Raw genomic sequence first — 15,668 nt, 5'->3', positions numbered from 1 at the left:
CCTACTCTACCGAAGAAGAGACACTTTAAATTAGTTACCAGATCTTACCATCTGCTCCAGGGCATCGATCCAAAGCGGCGAATCGTTTAGGCTCTCAACCAGTTGAATATGCTCTCCACCCAACGCTTTAAATTCTTCGTTATATTCTTCTGATACTTCAAATACGGTTTCCAGACAGTCGGCTACAAAGGCAGGACAGAATACGAGCATTCTCTTAATACCTTTCTTGGCCATTTCTGCAACTACCTCGCTGGTGTAAGGTTGCATCCAAGGGTCGCGCCCTAAACGCGATTGAAAAGTAAGCGTATACTTCTCTTTAGGAATATTTAATTTTTCGGCTATTAAACGGGCGGTAGCGTGGCATTGGGCGCTATAGCAAAAGCGGTTAGCGCCGGTGATGGTATCACAGCAGTTAGCCACTTTCAAACAATGCTGTTTGGTTTCATCGGCTTTAATCATTTGCCGTTGTGGCAACCCGTGGAAACTGAATAATATATGATCGTAAGTTTCAGGCTTATGTTTGGCTCCATTGTGGGCGAAGGCCTCAATTACCAGTTCATTATCATAAAAGGAATTCAGGAAGCTAATGGTGGGAATTGCCTGCCATTTGCTTACAATTTCCATTACCTTTTGCTGCACCGAACCTGTTGAGGCTGAGGCATACTGCGGAAACAGTGGAATAACCTGGATAGAAGTAACCTGTGCAGCACGTAATTTATCCAAAGCCGACTGGATAGACGGATTTTGATAGCGCATAGCCATTTCTACATGATATTCATCACCTAAACGTGCCTTAAGCAAATTAGCAGATTTGACCGTGTAAACCATTAGCGGCGACCCTTCCTCCGTCCAAATCTCCTTGTATGATTTGGCTGACTTTGGACCACGAAAAGGCACGATAATCCCTTTAATTAACAAAGTGCGGCTAAATGCATTAATATCAATAACACGCTCATCCATCAGGAATTCATCCAAATAGCGGCGCACATCTTTCGTTTCAGGACTATCGGGCGTACCCAGATTTACTAATAAAACTCCTTTTTTCATAAACTGCCCAACTCCCTAAAGGGGAGCAATTTCGGGACTGCAAATATCTAAAATAAATTGTCAGGTGAGTGTAATACTGGCTCTGAAAGGCGCAATGTGATCAATGTCATTATTGATATGTTTTATCTCCTTTAAGTAAGGCATAAATTGCCATTGCATGACCATGGCCTAATTCAAAATCAGCCTTTAGCCAGTTGGTGATATCGCCTGCTTTAACACCAGGTTTTATAGCACCGTTTAAGGTAAACCCCTTTTCTTCGGCCAGCTTCTTAAAATCTTCGGGCCCTTTACCTGTTTTTGCCTGGATATTATCGATGTAAGCTTGAAATGACATGGTACATGGTTTTAGTACCCACAAAGTAAGCAGCTTTACTCAAATTAACAAAGGCGTGCGTACGACAGTTTAAGTGGCCGTTTGCGACAAACTCTATTTTTTAGTTTGCCACAAGCGCCACCAAGGCATACCTGGCGAATGATGATGCTCGTAATGATAACCGAAAAAGTAGCAGGAAAGGAAAGCAAACACATGATTTTTATTTTGGGTGCGCGAATGATACTGATTATCATGCTCGCCTTTGTGGGGCTGATAGGTGCCAAAATAAAACAGCTGAAGTGTGCTTAACAACGATGGGACAACCCAAAACAAAATGAGATTAGCCTGAGGTATCCATATTTTAAGCACATTGAACAGGGCTGCCATAAAAACAACCTGCCAGATAGAAAGATAGTTGCGGATAAACCGGAAATACCATGCTATAAAACTGCCGTGATGATAATCCGGATCTTCATCGGAGTGCACGTGGCTGTGGTGCTTATGGTGTTTGGTATATAATTGCGGATACCAAAAGGCAGCATATAAAAAGGTAGTGATATAGCCCGCGGCGTTGTTTACAAATTTATTGGATGACACCGTACCGTGCATAGCATCATGTGCTGTGATGAACAACCCGGTATATAGGTGCATTTGCAACAGGATAAATAAATACAGCAGGGGGTTGGTGAATTTAACATCCCATTGCATTAGTAATATGGTAGAAGTAAACCAGCAACCAATAACTATAAGCGCAATCAAAGCGCCCAAGCCAACTGATGACTGCGCTTTATTGGATAGCTTGTACTGGTGTTCCATAAGTTACTAACAGGCCCTGTGCGTATTTGTTCAGACTGGTACTACCCCTTTTAAGGAGTTAGCCTATCAATAGCTTTCCAGTTCTGCCTTAACCTGCTCCATTAGCCACATAGGGGTTGAAGTTGCACCACTAATACCGATAGTATCGCCGGGCAAAAACATATCAGGCTTAAGTTCATCAGGAGCCGAAATGAAGTAGGTGTTGGGATTATGTTTTCGGCACACCTCGAACAGCACCTTGCCGTTAGAGGACTTTTTACCCGACACAAATACTATTTTATTAAATTTTTGTGCAAATTCAGGCAAGTCCTTATCGCGGTTTGATACTTGTCTGCATATAGTATCGTTAGCTTTCACCTCGTAGCCACGGGCAATTAGTTCTTCTTTAACGCGGTAAAACTTGTCGGTGCTTTTAGTAGTTTGGCTGTACAGCGTAATTTGTTGCGGCAGCTCCATAGTATCCAGTTCAGCAATGTCCTGAAAAACTTTAGCTTCATTATTAGTCTGCCCTTGCAGGCCAATTACTTCGGCATGTCCATGCTTACCAAAAATCAAAATATTCTCTTTGCTATCATGCGAAGTTTTGATACGGTTTTGCAGCTTAAGCACCACCGGGCATGAAGCATCAATTAGCGTGATATTATTTTGCAACGCTAACCGGTAGGTTTCGGGCGCTTCGCCGTGGGCACGTATAAGCACTTTCTCGTTATGAAGGTTTACCAGATCGGCATGGTCAATTATACGCAGACCTTTGGCTTTCAGACGTTCAACTTCCTCATCGTTATGCACAATATCGCCCAGGCAATACAAGTAGCCTTCCTCGGCCAGTATTTCCTCGGCCATATCAATAGCATACACCACGCCAAAGCAAAACCCCGAATCCTGATCTATCTGAACCTGTAATTGATATGCTCCCATGTAATTGCAAAATTACAAATAAAATGTTAGTAAAATCCCCTCGCCTGGAAGGCTTTGTTGCGATCTTGTATTTCCCCATCATTTCAATAAAATTGGAAATCTTATTAAGATGGATGAACTTACCGCCTTAGAAAGATTTCTTGCTGAAGCTCAGTTAACAACTTAAATTGATAACACTTTACTTTGATAAGGCTGCTGTAAACTCTCTTAATAAACTTGAGAAATAACTTAAGCTAATTGCAATAATCCAAAAAACACAAACTCCACCAGCAGTAATATGGGTGCTACTATGGTTTGCGGCTTAATCTTGAAAGCCTCAAAAAGACCCAAGAATGCAGCGCTTACAAAAAACCAACCTATATAGTTCTTTAGTGTTGGTACGCCGCCCGCCCAACTCCAATAATCAAACTTGATGGCTATGGGCTCTATCAGCAAATCTAGCAGTACGAGTAGCGCAGCGCCTAGGAGTACGCGGGCGGCGGCGCTTTTCAAACGGCTCCTTTGCATTAACACGCCAGTAGCATAAATAAGCAGAAACCAGTTTATACCTATCATCAATGGTATATCAAAAAATTTTATACCCAGCGTTCTTCCGTAATCATAATCGCCGAATATCCAGTGCTTATGCACCCCTATCCATTCTACAACTATGCCCATAACAAAAACAAGCCAGGCAAAACGCCAAAATCTCGAATCGGCCTTGTAATGGTTTACCAACACCACCGCTAACATCAGCAGTAAGTGAAACGGCACCAGTTTCGAAAACACAGGCCTGAATGACGGCACCATAAAGCCAATTAAGCCTACAAAGTGAAAAAGAATAATAACAATGACCGATACTCTAGTTTTGCTTAACCTCATATACGGCGGCCTTTCCACACGTTGTTTTTGGTGAGGTGGTTTTGTATCGCATAAAAACCAATTACTACCAACGTAAACATTTGCACAGGGTGCAGTAAACTATTGTATAAAGCACTTTGCCCCGATGCCAGCGATATCATAATACGGGTTAAAACAATGAGCCCGCACATGAACAAGATAAGAGGCAAATTTAAAGTTGAGATGACCAGTAAGGGGCCGCCGATAATAATAACCAGGTAAAATAAAAAACCCAGCACGCTATAATTAAAAGGCGCTAAAAAGTTTTTGCTAAAACCCAAAACGCCATCCCAATAACCTGTGTACATACGACAGGTAATTAAATTATTGGCCAGCAAGCTTTCACCATACAGCTTTTTAGCTTTAACCAGCTTCATTATCTCAACGTCTTCTACTATACGATCCTTGGATAGCTCATGCCATTGGTGCTGGCGGTATAAGGCAGCATGAAACATCATAAACTGACCGCTGGCAGCAGCAAAAGCCGGATTTTTGGTGAGGTAAATTAAACGTATGGGCAGCAAATTAAGCAATAAGTAGTGCATTAAAGGCACAACCGTACGCTCACCCAGGGTGCGCATATCCTGGTTGGTAAATAAGCTAAGCAAGGCCAGGTGTTTTGATTTAACCCGATGCACCGCACTGTTTATTAATCCATCATACACCTGCTCATCAGCATCTAAAAACAGCATGTAACTCCCTTTGGCCTCCTGCGAAAGTTGATGGCAGGCATACGTTTTGCCTAGCCAGCCTTGGGGCAGCGGCTTTCCGCGCATTACCCTGAAGCGCTTATGAGTAGCGCAAAACGCCTCACAAATTTCATACGTACGGTCCGATGAATCATCATCCAGCACAATCACTTCAAAATTAGGATAGTCCTGCTCATGTATAGACTGCAGCAGCGTAAGAATATTATTCTCTTCGTTACGTGCCGGAATGAGAATTGAGACCATTTCTTCCTGCATCCGGTTAACCTTGCGCAGTTTGGGGTCTGATATGAAGTTAAACAGGGTAACAACAAAGCGCAGAATCAGAAAGAAAAAGACGATTAAAATGGCGATGATCACGTTTATAGAACAATTTGGGTTTGCAGCAGTTTGGCCGATTCGTAATGTTGCTGATATAAAGTTTTCAACTCTTCTATACTATCAGTTTCATTAACGCTTTTTTGTACATAAACGTTTATGGTAGGTTTTTTATGTTGGAAGTACTCAATAAAGGTTGCGGCAAATACATACTGAAATTTACCTGCCGCCTGTTTCATAATCTTGAGCAAGCCGCGTTCAAAATGCACATCATTTACAAAATTGGAATATAATCTGGCTTGCGGAAAAACCAGTACCAGGTTTTGCGGATCCTCCAGCAATTGAGCGGCGTAATTTAGCGACTCGATCATAGATCGTGAGTTTTTAACCACTGAGAATGCACCCATATATTTTAGAAAGAACACCTTGCGTACGGTGTCTTCCAGTATCATAATGTGAAATTTTTTCCGGAGCAGTTTATGATTGAGCCAGTATAATAAAAACCCATCCCACCAACCAAAATGATTAGCCAGCAGCAGTACCGATTTATCCCGATCGATCTGGATACTGTTAAAATTAAAGTCCTGAAAATTACTGTGCAGAATATACCCGATATACCGATGAAAGAAGGCACGTATGAAACTATTGTTTTTGGGGTAAATCATGGCATTGGCAAGATAGCAATTCTGTTGTTGTGATTACAACGTGTTAATTACCTACAGCGGTCTAATGCTCTACATTTATTTGATTTTGTAACGCCTGTTTATGAAAGCCGTTGATATTTTCGGCCAACTGATCAAACGGAACATCTCCAGCCACACCGCAATCAAACAAGTGGATGAATGCAGAAGGTTTCAGGCTTTCAAAGTAGTCTATCAACACGCATGAATATACAATTTGGCAAGGGCCTTTAATGTGTTTTATAAGACGTTCAATACCTTTCTCAATAACAATACCTGTTGCATGGTTTGACACCAACTCGCCCTGTGGGAAAACCACCACCAGGTTTTCGGGATCGTTTAGCAAGTCGGCCGCGTAATGCAGTGATTTGAGCATTTCGCGCGTACCTTTTTCAATAGAAAAGCCGCCGAACAGGTTAAACAACATGCGCTGCTGCAAATGGTCATGCTGCATCATGATGTACAGCTTACGTTTTAGGTGCCAGTAAGCAAGGTAATTACCAAAAAAACCATCCCACCAGCTAAAGTGATTACATAACAGCAAAACGGAATGGCCGGGCTTTGGCTCAAACGGCATCACTACAATGCGGTTAAATGCCTTATGCATACGGTAGCGCATGTACTTGGCAAACCAGTTGCTGAATAATTTATTACGGCGGGCGGGTATCATATTTTACAATTTACCAAATATTCATCTAACTGGGTGGTAACCAGCCAGTGCCCCATCGGTACTTCATGCACCTGTGGATGCTTGAGCCGGTTAATAAATGCCTGGGCGGAGCTTTTAGGAAACAACATATCATGCTGCCCAAAAACCAGATGGCACTTGATACCATGCTCGTTAATCCGGTTGGTTATCTTAACCACGTCGGGCTGTAACTGTTTGATAAGATTTAAGGTATAGTATACATCCAACCGCTTTTGCGGCGTATCCATTTCGCTGTAAGCTATCTTATGCAAGCTTTCGTCAATAAATTTTACCTTTTTTAATCCGTTAAGCACACCTGGTGCCAGCCACTTACTTTTGGTTACCGTTTTAAACAACAACTTACCTGCGGGGTTGTGCATTAAAAAATTAAAGCCCTTATAAACCGATAAGCCATCGGGCGCCATGAGTATAATCTCGTCAACCCATTCGGCAAAATCCTCCAATAGTACCAGCGCCAAATTAGCGCCTATGGAGTACCCCATTAAACTTATGCGCTGCTGGCCACCATGTTGCTTAAACCACTCTTCGAGATAGGCACGCACTAGCGATTTGGGCATGCCGTTGAGTATTTGCTGCTCGGCCCAATTGTTAAGCTGGGTTTGCCCATGAAAAAAGTGATCGAAACTGTATACCCGGTATTGGGTTAAGATAGATTTTTGCAGTACTTCAAATTGTCGCCCCGTCATGCCGTAGCCATGAAAAGCAAGCATGGGTTTACTGCCCGTACCGTATTCGTGATAATGAATTTGCCCTAACTGTGGTAGATGTAGAAAAGCCATTGTTAAGGCAATGTTAGGGAATTTTTGTGAGTCTGGAAGTTTGTAAGTCCAAAAGTACAGATTGAAACTATAGACAGGTGTGTTCAGTTTCACCCACTTCTCATACCCTCTAACTTACTCCACCCACTCACTTACAATTTTGGCCGATAGCAGCGCCAGTGGAATGCCGCCGCCGGGGTGAACACTGCCACCGCAGAAATACAGATTATTTATTTTGGACGAGCGGTTGGCATGCCGCAAAAAAGCAGCAAACTGGCTGTTGGAGCTGGTACCGTATAAAGAACCCTGGTAAGAAGACGTCCTGCTTTCTATGCTGCGCGGGTCGAGTATACTTTCGTTTACAATACAGGGGGTTATGTCCTCTCCTAACTGTGCAGATAACTTAAGGATAATGTTTTTCCGGGCATCGCTAATCAGGCTATCCCAATCCTGCCCGGTGTTGGCCGGTACATTAATCATCACAAACCAGTTTTCGCAGCCTGTGGGGGCGTCAGCCGGTTCATATTTATTACTGATGTTAAGATAAACGGTGGGATTATTATAAATGCTTTGCTGCTTCCAAATGGCATTAAATTCTGCCTCGTAATTATCGCTAAAGAAAATATTATGGAGATCCAATTGAGGAAATTGTTTTTGTATACCCCAATAGAAAATGAGTGCTGAGCTGCTTCGTTCCTGATTCAGTATTCTCTCCGGAAAAAGCTGCGGGTAACTGGCCAAGAGCTTGCGATAGGTAAACCATACATCCATGTTAGATACCACCAAATCTCCCTTTACCAGATCACCTTTGACCTTTAAACCTTTGGCGCGGCTACCGTTCAATACAATTTCATCAACTGGTGCATGGTAATTGAAAACTACTCCTAAATCTTCTGCCAGTTTAACCAGGCTACGTGTTATATTGTACATGCCCCCATCAGGAAAGTAAGCACCATAGTGCTGCTCTAAATGAGGTATTACATTAAGTGTGGCAGGCGCACGATAAGGGTTTGAACCATTATAAGTGGCATAACGATCAAAAAACTGCACCATGCGCTTGTCTCTAAAAAAGCCTGCGTTTGCCCTGTGCATGCTCCTAAAAGCATCTATCTGAAACAAACGTAGTATAGATTGTACCGTACGCCGGTTAAGGTATGTTTTAAGCCGGTGTAATGACTGCTCTAAAAAAACATGATTGGTGATAGCATAAATTTGGCTGCTGTTATGCGCATACTTTTGCAGGGCCTGTGCCGGCTCACCCGTTTTATGGTTAACCTCCGCGGCCATTTTTTCGGCATCTGCATAAGCGTCAATGCTGATGCCGTCGGGATAAAAATAACGGCAAACAATATCCAGCTTTCGGTAATTAAAATACTGCCTGGGGTCTTTGCCTGCCAGTGTAAACAATTCATCCACGTACTGCGGCATAGTGAATAAACTTGGACCGGCGTCGAAGCGATACCCCTCCTGCTCAAACTCAGACAGCTTTCCGCCTGCGTAGCCGTTGGCCTCGTATACTTCAATAGTATAACCCTTTACAGCTAACCTAATGGCGGTGGCTATACCGGCTATACCGGCACCAATAATAAGCGCTTTTTTTTGGGGCATGGGCAAATATAAACTACAAGCAATAAAAAAGCAGAACCGTTATTGTTCTGCCTTTTTATTCTCTATTATGATTAGTTATTTATTCAGATGCATCATGCACACCTTCGGCAATCTCTTCAATAGTTTTGCGGTTAAACGCATCAAGGTCGGCCGGGGTACGGCTGGTTACCAGACCCTTGTCGGTCACTACTTCTTCGTCAACCCATTCGGCCCCGGCATTCTTTAGGTCGGTTTGCAAGGATGGGTAAGAAGTGAGTTTGCGCCCGCTGATCATGCCCGTCTCAATAAGCATTTGCGGACCATGGCATATAGCAGCCAATGGTTTACCTTCATCTAAAAACGCCGATACGAAAGCCACTGCATCTTTATTTTGGCGCAGCTTATCCGGGTTTAAAACCCCACCCGGCAATACCAGGGCATCATAATCATCCGGGCTCACATCACTGAGCATTCTGTCCACATCCACTTCAATGCCCCAATGGTCATGGTCCCAGGCTTTAATTTTTCCGCCTTGTGGCGATATAATATGCACAGTGGCGCCAGCTGCCTCCAAAGCTTCTTTGGGGCTGGTTAGCTCTACCTGCTCAAACCCTTCTTCGGTAAGGATTGCTACTTTACGGTTATCTAAACTCGGCATAACGTTGTTTCATTTTCATGCAACTTACATAAGCTGCATAAGTACTACAATAAGCCAAATTTTAAGTTTTCAATAATTGGATTTACTGGTTTTCCAGTGCATAATTGATAAAATTACTGGTAAGTCCGTTATCTTCGGTTCCTTTACGCCTGATGAAGTAAAAGTTCCGGGTAATCTCCAAACCCTCCACAGGCACCTCAACCAAATCGCCTTCGGCCAGTTGCCGTACAATAGAGGGCCGTGGCATAAAGCCCAGGCACTGATCGGCCAGTAAGAAATTCTTCAAAGCTTCCGTACCGCCTAATCTTATCTTCACCGCTAGCTCGGCCGGTTTAATGTGATGTGCTGCCAGCGCTTTCAATAAGGCATTTAAAGTACCAGAGCCACGCTCACGCAAAGCCAGGGGCGTTTTTACAAACTGTTTTAGCGTTAAGGATTTACCAGCCAGCGAACTTTTGGCCGAACAAACCGGTATTACCTCGTCGCTCATAAAGGGCTGGTAGGTAACGTTGGTAAGTTTGTTGTCTACCTCAATAATACCCACATCCACTTCATGGTTAAGCAGGGCGTTTAAAATATACTCGGAGTTACGATTAACCAGCTGTACGCCAACATTGGCATAACGCCGCTGAAAACCCGACAAGATAGATGGCAAGATATACAACGCAATAGTAGTACTGGCCCCTAAACGCAAATGCCCTGCCGCCTGCGACTGGTTGCTGAGCACCGACAGATCATATTCCACCTTACGTTCAATCTCGGTAGCCTGCAATAAGTATTCATTCAATTTGGTTCCGGCTTCGGTGAGCGTGATGCTGTTACCCTTACGTTCAAACAAGGGCAGCTTATATTGATCTTCAAGCGCTTTAATGTGCTTGCTTATTGCAGGCTGGGTAATAAATAGCACTTGAGCTGCTTTTGAGAAACTTAAATTGGCAGCAACTTCTATAAAAACGCGGTGACCAAAGGATATCATGTCGGGATAATGATGTAGGTTCAAAAGTAGGCTATTTTACAGCATACAGCTCAATAATAAGTTCAAATAATCGCATTAACGGCAAATAAGTTAACTTAGCCTCACATTTAATTTAACCAGGCAGGTTCGCATGCGATTCAACAAAAACTACCTCATTTTTATACTTATAGCTGTATCGGTAGCTTTTGCTTTTATATCATACAACCGGGGTATGAAAGCCGACGTAAATGGCGATTACTTTATTTACTGGCAAACCGGCGGGCATTTTTTAAGCGGACAGAAGATTTATACCCCCGGCCTTGTTGATGGTGGTTTTACGTATCCACCCTTCGCAGCGCTATTTTTTAGCTTGTTTTCTTTTTTTCCTTTTCATATATCCGCCTTCCTGTTTACTTATGTAATTAACTACGGTTTATGGCTGGCCTCATTTATACTGGTACACAAAATATTTAAGCAGTTATACCCTAACCAAAATATGAACTGGCCCTTAGGGTTGGCATTACTGTTTTCTATTGGATTTTACTGGCATAACTTTATATGGATGAATGCCAACATGCCGGTGCTTTGCCTAACCTTGCTGGGCATTTGGTATTACCAGCGTAAGCAATTTGGCCTCAGCTATTTATTTTTTATGGCGGGCACTTTCTTTAAGATCACACCGGTATTGTTTCTCATTTTTGCGGCCATTAAACGCGGGCCTAAAGACTGGCCTAAAATTATCCTGACTGCACTGCCCTTTATTATTGTACCTGCTATTTTACGAGGCTTCCCTACCGGCATTAATGATTGGAAGGATTATTACGAGGCCTTTGTTGCACCTTTTGGTAAGGGCAAAATAGATGAAAACATCATAAGCTTGGGGGTGCCAGCCCTGCTTAATAAAATAAACACCGGCAATGCAGAAGTGGGCATAGCGCCTGTTTTACACTTAACAGCACGTACTTTAAAACTGGCAATCCTTGCTTTCCAGGTGGTGAGTATATTAGCCATTACGCTCAAGTTTGCATACGACCGTTATATCAAAAAATCTGAAGGCTTTTCGGCTGCCGACTTTTGCCTTATTTTTATGGTTCCGTTGCTACTGCCAGGGCGTGTCTGGGCACATCATCATGTGTGTACCAGCTTTGTGTTCACTTATGTGTTCTTTGCACTTCTTAAGGAGAAAAGAACAACGTTGCTGGTTTTTTCCTGCATACTTTGCCTACTTACAAATTTAATTACTAAAGATGTAATAGGACAAACCATGACCAACTACCTGAAACATTACAGCTTTATTACGCTGGTGATGCTATTTGTTACCGGTATTATCATTGCTTTAAACTTCGGTACTACAAAACAAGCAAAAACAGCTGGAGAGTAACCTTAACAGGTACAAGCCTGAACTTGCATTACACTTATACAAGCTTGCAGCTGTTCGTTAAATTTATTGGTTATTTTGCATTCGGGTCAACCTCCAGACGTATTACATCATAGCAAATGCCGTTGGCTACACCACCTGCAGGCACAGTTAACAATATAGTGTTTTGACCAGCTTTCAGCAAAGCGGCATTAAATTTAAAATCACGCTCTACCCATGTACCTTCCACACCATCCCGAATCATACTGGCGCCACCGCCACCTATGTCTGTAAAAGGACCAACATCGTTGCCATTCACCGTAATGCCTAATGAGCGAGCGCCCGAACCGGCAATACCAAAACGCAATGTGGCCTTACCCGAAACAGGCACATCTTTAGCCATGGTAAAATTGATGGTCCATGGTGTGGCACGGCCCTGGTCTTTACCGTCAGGTTTGAAATCAGTGTCGTGCGGCACATGGTAAATGTACCAGTCTTTGGCGGGGTCAGATTTGCCTATAGTAAAGTTCACATCGTTCGGAAAAAACTTAGCATATTCAATATACATACCCCAGTGCCAGTGGTCGTCACCTTTGTAAAACTCCCTGGCCGAGCGGTTGGGCGTACCTATTTGCCATACTTGCTTACCAAAATGAGCCGGCTTCCATTGTATAGTACCCAAATCAAGCTTTTGCCCGGGTTTAACAATAATGGTAGCAGTAGCATCATAAGCGCCCAAAACACCGTCGGCAACGGCATGCAACTGGTAAGTACCGGGCCTTACATTCGGGATAGTAAAGGTTCCATCACTGGCGCCCTTGGCCCAAAATTCGTAATGCTTGGCATCGGTTTGCCAGTTTACCGGCTGCGGCTGAAAATTGAAGCCCGGCGGGCGGCCGTTAGCCGAACGAGGCGGCAAATAAGTACCTCGGTTAGCGCGCTTGCCATTAGGCAATAACCTGCCAGCCGTGTCGGCAGGCGTAGCTGGTGCAGGCGTTGGTTCAACAACAGCCGCCACAGGCGCAGCTTCGGTCCTCACGGGGCGAGGCACACGGGGTAGTTCGGGCTCATCCGGGAACGCCAATCCTACTAACAAATTAGCCAGTTTTACTGTAGGCGCCTGCGAGTCAGTTAGCTCAATGCGCCCTTTAACGGTAGCCCGTTGAGCAGCAGGGGTATAGTCCACTCCTTTTACCCAGGCATAGGGCCACGCTGCCTGCTGCGCTTTTGCCGTATTCTTTGCATCAGCAAAAAGCGCCTTAGGATCCTTACCTGTAGGTACATAAATATACATGGGGCCAACTACCTTAGTCCAAGGCTCATTAGCTGCAAAATTGAGCTGACTGCCGCCATAATGCGTACCTCTCCAGTAATTAAGCAGCGTTGGGTCTCCGCCGTCGCCATCATCCAAATGACCGGTGAGCTCAAAATGATTTGGCCCGCTGCTTAGATACTCAAATGATGGATTGATAATATATAGGCCTACCTTTTGCTTGGTAGACGACCAGCCGAAAGCCGGAATTTCATACTGCTTGGCCGAATAATCGTACTTATGCTCGGCACGGCCTTTATAAATACCGGTAGTAAGGCGGCGTGCCTCTTTCATGTTCAGATCGTCGCCTTCGTCCCAGTCTTTACCTGTTGGCATTAAGGCGTTACGCTTTTCATCTATAGACATCCAGTCGAACACATTGGCCGCCAGTTTAAAGCCAAACCTCGATTCGCCCACCGAGCCTGCCGGGTAAGTATCCTGATGTGTAAAAATAGCATAAGTATATACGCCATGTGCACCGCGTTCCAAGGTATAACGTATTTCCAGATCGGCAATTAAACCGCCGCCTTGTCCTGCAGCCGTAGGGTTAGCCCCTAAAATCGATTTGCCGTCCGAATATCCTTTTACCGAAACTTCGCCACGAGCGCCACCAACATCGGCTGGGTTTATGCTAATACTGGCTACTTCGCGAGCGGCCAGGGCCGGGCTTTGCTCCCAGTACCCGGCATGATGCCCCGAAACGTAACCCATCAATTCAATATTGGGTGTTAAAGTTTTGGGCGTTTTCAGGGAAGTAAGATCGCCGGTTCGCTTGTTCACTACCACGGTTAGGTAGCCGTTGCTTAAGGTGTAGGTTGATCCATTATCGGTAACGGTAACAGGTGGATCAGCCGGGGCAACGGTGCGGGCTTTTGCTTTCGCTACAGGTTTGGGCTTCATCATTACAAATGATGAAAATACCGCAAGTGCGACCAGCAATATCGGTGTGTACTTATTTTGCATAAATGGCGTATAACAGGTTTATAATTTAGCCAAGAGGCTATTATTGGTTTATAAAGAAACCAATGTAAATATCCTGCTTTGATTAGCTATCCTGTACTATGATTGTGCTATGGTATTGTTACATAGATTGAATGGACACCTTTTATGCAGTACCAGCGCTGTTGCTCATGAAGTTTATCTCTATGTTTTTTATAAGCAATTAATTAGCTAAACAGTTGCGCCAACAACCTAACTTAAACAACCATACTAATGTTATTAGGATTTCACTCCAACAATCCCGAACTTTACTTTTATGAATAACCTCCCCCCGTTAGCTGAGCGTATGCGTCCAAAATCGTTGGACGACTATGTGGGACAAAAGCATTTGGTGGGCCCGGGAGCAGTACTGCGTAAGGCTATTGAGTCGGGCAATTTACCGTCCATGATATTTTGGGGACCTCCTGGTGTGGGTAAAACTACGCTTGCATATATTATTTCGCAAGGCTTATCGCGCCCTTTCTTTTCGTTAAGCGCTATCAATTCGGGTGTTAAAGATGTACGGGAAGTGATTGAGAAAGCCGCCCTGCTTAAGCAGGGCGGCCAAACTTTACCCGTGCTTTTTATTGATGAGATACACCGCTTTTCCAAATCACAGCAAGATTCGCTGCTGGGTGCAGTAGAGCGGGGTATTGTTACGCTGATTGGCGCTACAACCGAAAACCCTTCGTTCGAAGTTATATCAGCTTTATTATCGCGTTGCCAGGTTTACATATTGCAGCATTTGCACGAAGATGATTTGGTGAATCTGCTGCAAAAAGCGATGCATGAAGACGAGGTTCTGCGTACTAAAAACATCACCATACAGGAACACGAAGCCTTACTGCGCCTTTCGGGCGGCGATGCACGCAAGCTGCTCAATATTTTTGAGCTGCTTATTAACGCCATGGATGCGCCGGAGATTATAGTAACTAACAACGCCGTGCTGGAAAACGTGCAGCAAAATATGGCCTTGTACGACAAAGCTGGTGAGCAGCATTACGACATTATTTCGGCCTTCATTAAATCCATGCGGGGAAGTGACCCTAATGGCGCCGTATACTGGCTGGCCCGCATGCTGGTAGGCGGCGAAGACCCATCGTTTATTGCACGTCGCATGCTTATTTTAGCATCGGAAGATATTGGCAACGCTAACCCTAATGCGCTGTTGCTGGCCCAAAGCTGTTTTGATGCTGTTAGGGTGATAGGTATGCCCGAAGCACGGATCATTCTTTCACAAACTGCCGTCTTTTTGGCTACATCGGCCAAAAGCAACGCCAGCTATATGGCTATTGATGCCGCCATGGCGCTGGTAAAACAAACCGGCGATTTACCTGTGCCCCTACACCTGCGCAACGCACCTACTAAGCTTATGAAAAACATTGGCTACGGTAAGGATTATAAATATGCGCACAGTTATGAGGGTAATTTTACTGACCTAGACTTTTTGCCCGAAACTATTAAAGGCACCAAAATTTACGACCCGGGCAACAATGCCCGCGAGAACGAAGCTCGCGAAAAGCTACGCAAGCTGTGGGGTAACCGGTATAAGTACTAATTACGCTTATAATTGCTTTGGCCCTGCGTTTTCATATAGGCCATGTTAATTTGTATTTGTGTAGGCTAAAGACTTTTGTAAGCCGTAAACTTGGTGTACTAATTGCTTACTATTAATT

Annotated in this window: 15 protein-coding genes; 2 read left to right on the top strand and 13 right to left on the bottom strand. The window is 44.1% G+C overall.

Translation table 11 applies throughout. The features are described from left to right. Positions 1–30 precede the first annotated feature (30 nt). The 12 genes from hemH to ABDD95_RS02280 all read right to left on the bottom strand — a co-directional run bounded on the left by hemH (position 31) and on the right by ABDD95_RS02280 (position 10,390). Positions 31–1,047, bottom strand: coding sequence for a ferrochelatase (hemH, locus tag ABDD95_RS02335; protein WP_345950300.1), 1,017 nt, complete (start codon positions 1,045–1,047; stop codon positions 31–33). A gap of 109 nt (positions 1,048–1,156) precedes the next feature. Continuing rightward, complete coding sequence (locus ABDD95_RS02330) at positions 1,157–1,381, bottom strand: DUF4287 domain-containing protein (RefSeq protein ID WP_345950299.1); 225 nt, start codon at positions 1,379–1,381, stop codon at positions 1,157–1,159. A gap of 93 nt (positions 1,382–1,474) precedes the next feature. Further along, a complete protein-coding gene (locus ABDD95_RS02325; protein WP_345950298.1) occupies positions 1,475–2,176 on the bottom strand; it encodes a fatty acid desaturase in 702 nt (233 codons plus the stop codon). Between the two features lie 66 nt (positions 2,177–2,242). Further along, on the bottom strand, positions 2,243–3,094 hold the full coding sequence (locus ABDD95_RS02320; RefSeq protein ID WP_345950297.1) for a 4-hydroxy-3-methylbut-2-enyl diphosphate reductase: 852 nt from the start codon (positions 3,092–3,094) through the stop codon (positions 2,243–2,245). A gap of 228 nt (positions 3,095–3,322) precedes the next feature. After that, positions 3,323–3,955, bottom strand: a complete 633-nt coding sequence (locus ABDD95_RS02315; RefSeq protein WP_345950296.1) for a carotenoid biosynthesis protein — start codon at positions 3,953–3,955, stop codon at positions 3,323–3,325. Next, positions 3,952–5,040, bottom strand: coding sequence for a glycosyltransferase family 2 protein (locus ABDD95_RS02310; RefSeq protein WP_345950295.1), 1,089 nt, complete (start codon positions 5,038–5,040; stop codon positions 3,952–3,954). Before ABDD95_RS02310 ends, ABDD95_RS02315 begins: the two co-directional genes overlap by 4 nt. 2 nt (positions 5,041–5,042) lie before the next feature. Beyond that, positions 5,043–5,663: a 1-acyl-sn-glycerol-3-phosphate acyltransferase gene (locus ABDD95_RS02305; protein ID WP_345950294.1), complete on the bottom strand. Its 621-nt coding sequence runs from the start codon at positions 5,661–5,663 to the stop codon at positions 5,043–5,045. A 61-nt stretch (positions 5,664–5,724) separates the two neighbouring features. Then, entirely contained in the window at positions 5,725–6,348 is a 624-nt protein-coding gene (locus tag ABDD95_RS02300) for a 1-acyl-sn-glycerol-3-phosphate acyltransferase (RefSeq protein WP_345950293.1), read from the bottom strand. Then, complete coding sequence (locus ABDD95_RS02295; RefSeq protein ID WP_345950292.1) at positions 6,345–7,166, bottom strand: alpha/beta hydrolase; 822 nt, start codon at positions 7,164–7,166, stop codon at positions 6,345–6,347. Before ABDD95_RS02295 ends, ABDD95_RS02300 begins: the two co-directional genes overlap by 4 nt. A 114-nt stretch (positions 7,167–7,280) precedes the next feature. Next, positions 7,281–8,753 carry a 1-hydroxycarotenoid 3,4-desaturase CrtD gene (crtD, locus tag ABDD95_RS02290; protein ID WP_345950291.1) on the bottom strand — a complete coding sequence of 491 codons (1,473 nt, stop codon included), beginning with the start codon at positions 8,751–8,753 and terminating at the stop codon, positions 7,281–7,283. A 79-nt stretch (positions 8,754–8,832) separates the two neighbouring features. Then, complete coding sequence (locus tag ABDD95_RS02285; protein WP_345950290.1) at positions 8,833–9,390, bottom strand: type 1 glutamine amidotransferase domain-containing protein; 558 nt, start codon at positions 9,388–9,390, stop codon at positions 8,833–8,835. 82 nt (positions 9,391–9,472) lie between these two features. Next, a complete protein-coding gene (locus ABDD95_RS02280) occupies positions 9,473–10,390 on the bottom strand; it encodes a LysR family transcriptional regulator (protein ID WP_345950289.1) in 918 nt (305 codons plus the stop codon). A 106-nt stretch (positions 10,391–10,496) separates the two neighbouring features. On the opposite strand from ABDD95_RS02280, the gene ABDD95_RS02275 reads away from it, so the two are divergent. Next, the gene (locus ABDD95_RS02275) at positions 10,497–11,726 is read left to right on the top strand and encodes a glycosyltransferase family 87 protein (protein ID WP_345950288.1); all 1,230 of its coding nucleotides are present in this window, start codon (positions 10,497–10,499) and stop codon (positions 11,724–11,726) included. A gap of 70 nt (positions 11,727–11,796) precedes the next feature. Here the strand turns inward: ABDD95_RS02275 and ABDD95_RS02270 are convergent, their stop codons facing one another. After that, positions 11,797–13,977 (bottom strand): polysaccharide lyase family protein, encoded by a 2,181-nt coding sequence (locus ABDD95_RS02270; protein WP_345950287.1) that lies wholly within the window; start codon positions 13,975–13,977, stop codon positions 11,797–11,799. Positions 13,978–14,269: 292 nt separating this feature from the next. Here ABDD95_RS02270 and ABDD95_RS02265 point away from each other — a divergent pair, with 292 nt between their 5' ends. Then, entirely contained in the window at positions 14,270–15,550 is a 1,281-nt protein-coding gene (locus ABDD95_RS02265; RefSeq protein WP_345950286.1) for a replication-associated recombination protein A, read from the top strand. The last annotated feature ends 118 nt before the right edge of the window (positions 15,551–15,668 follow it).

Source organism: Mucilaginibacter sp. PAMB04274 (genome assembly GCF_039634385.2).
Lineage (GTDB): Bacteria > Bacteroidota > Bacteroidia > Sphingobacteriales > Sphingobacteriaceae > Mucilaginibacter.
Note: the sequence above shows the minus strand (reverse complement) of the source record. Positions and strands in the feature narration are given on the sequence as shown.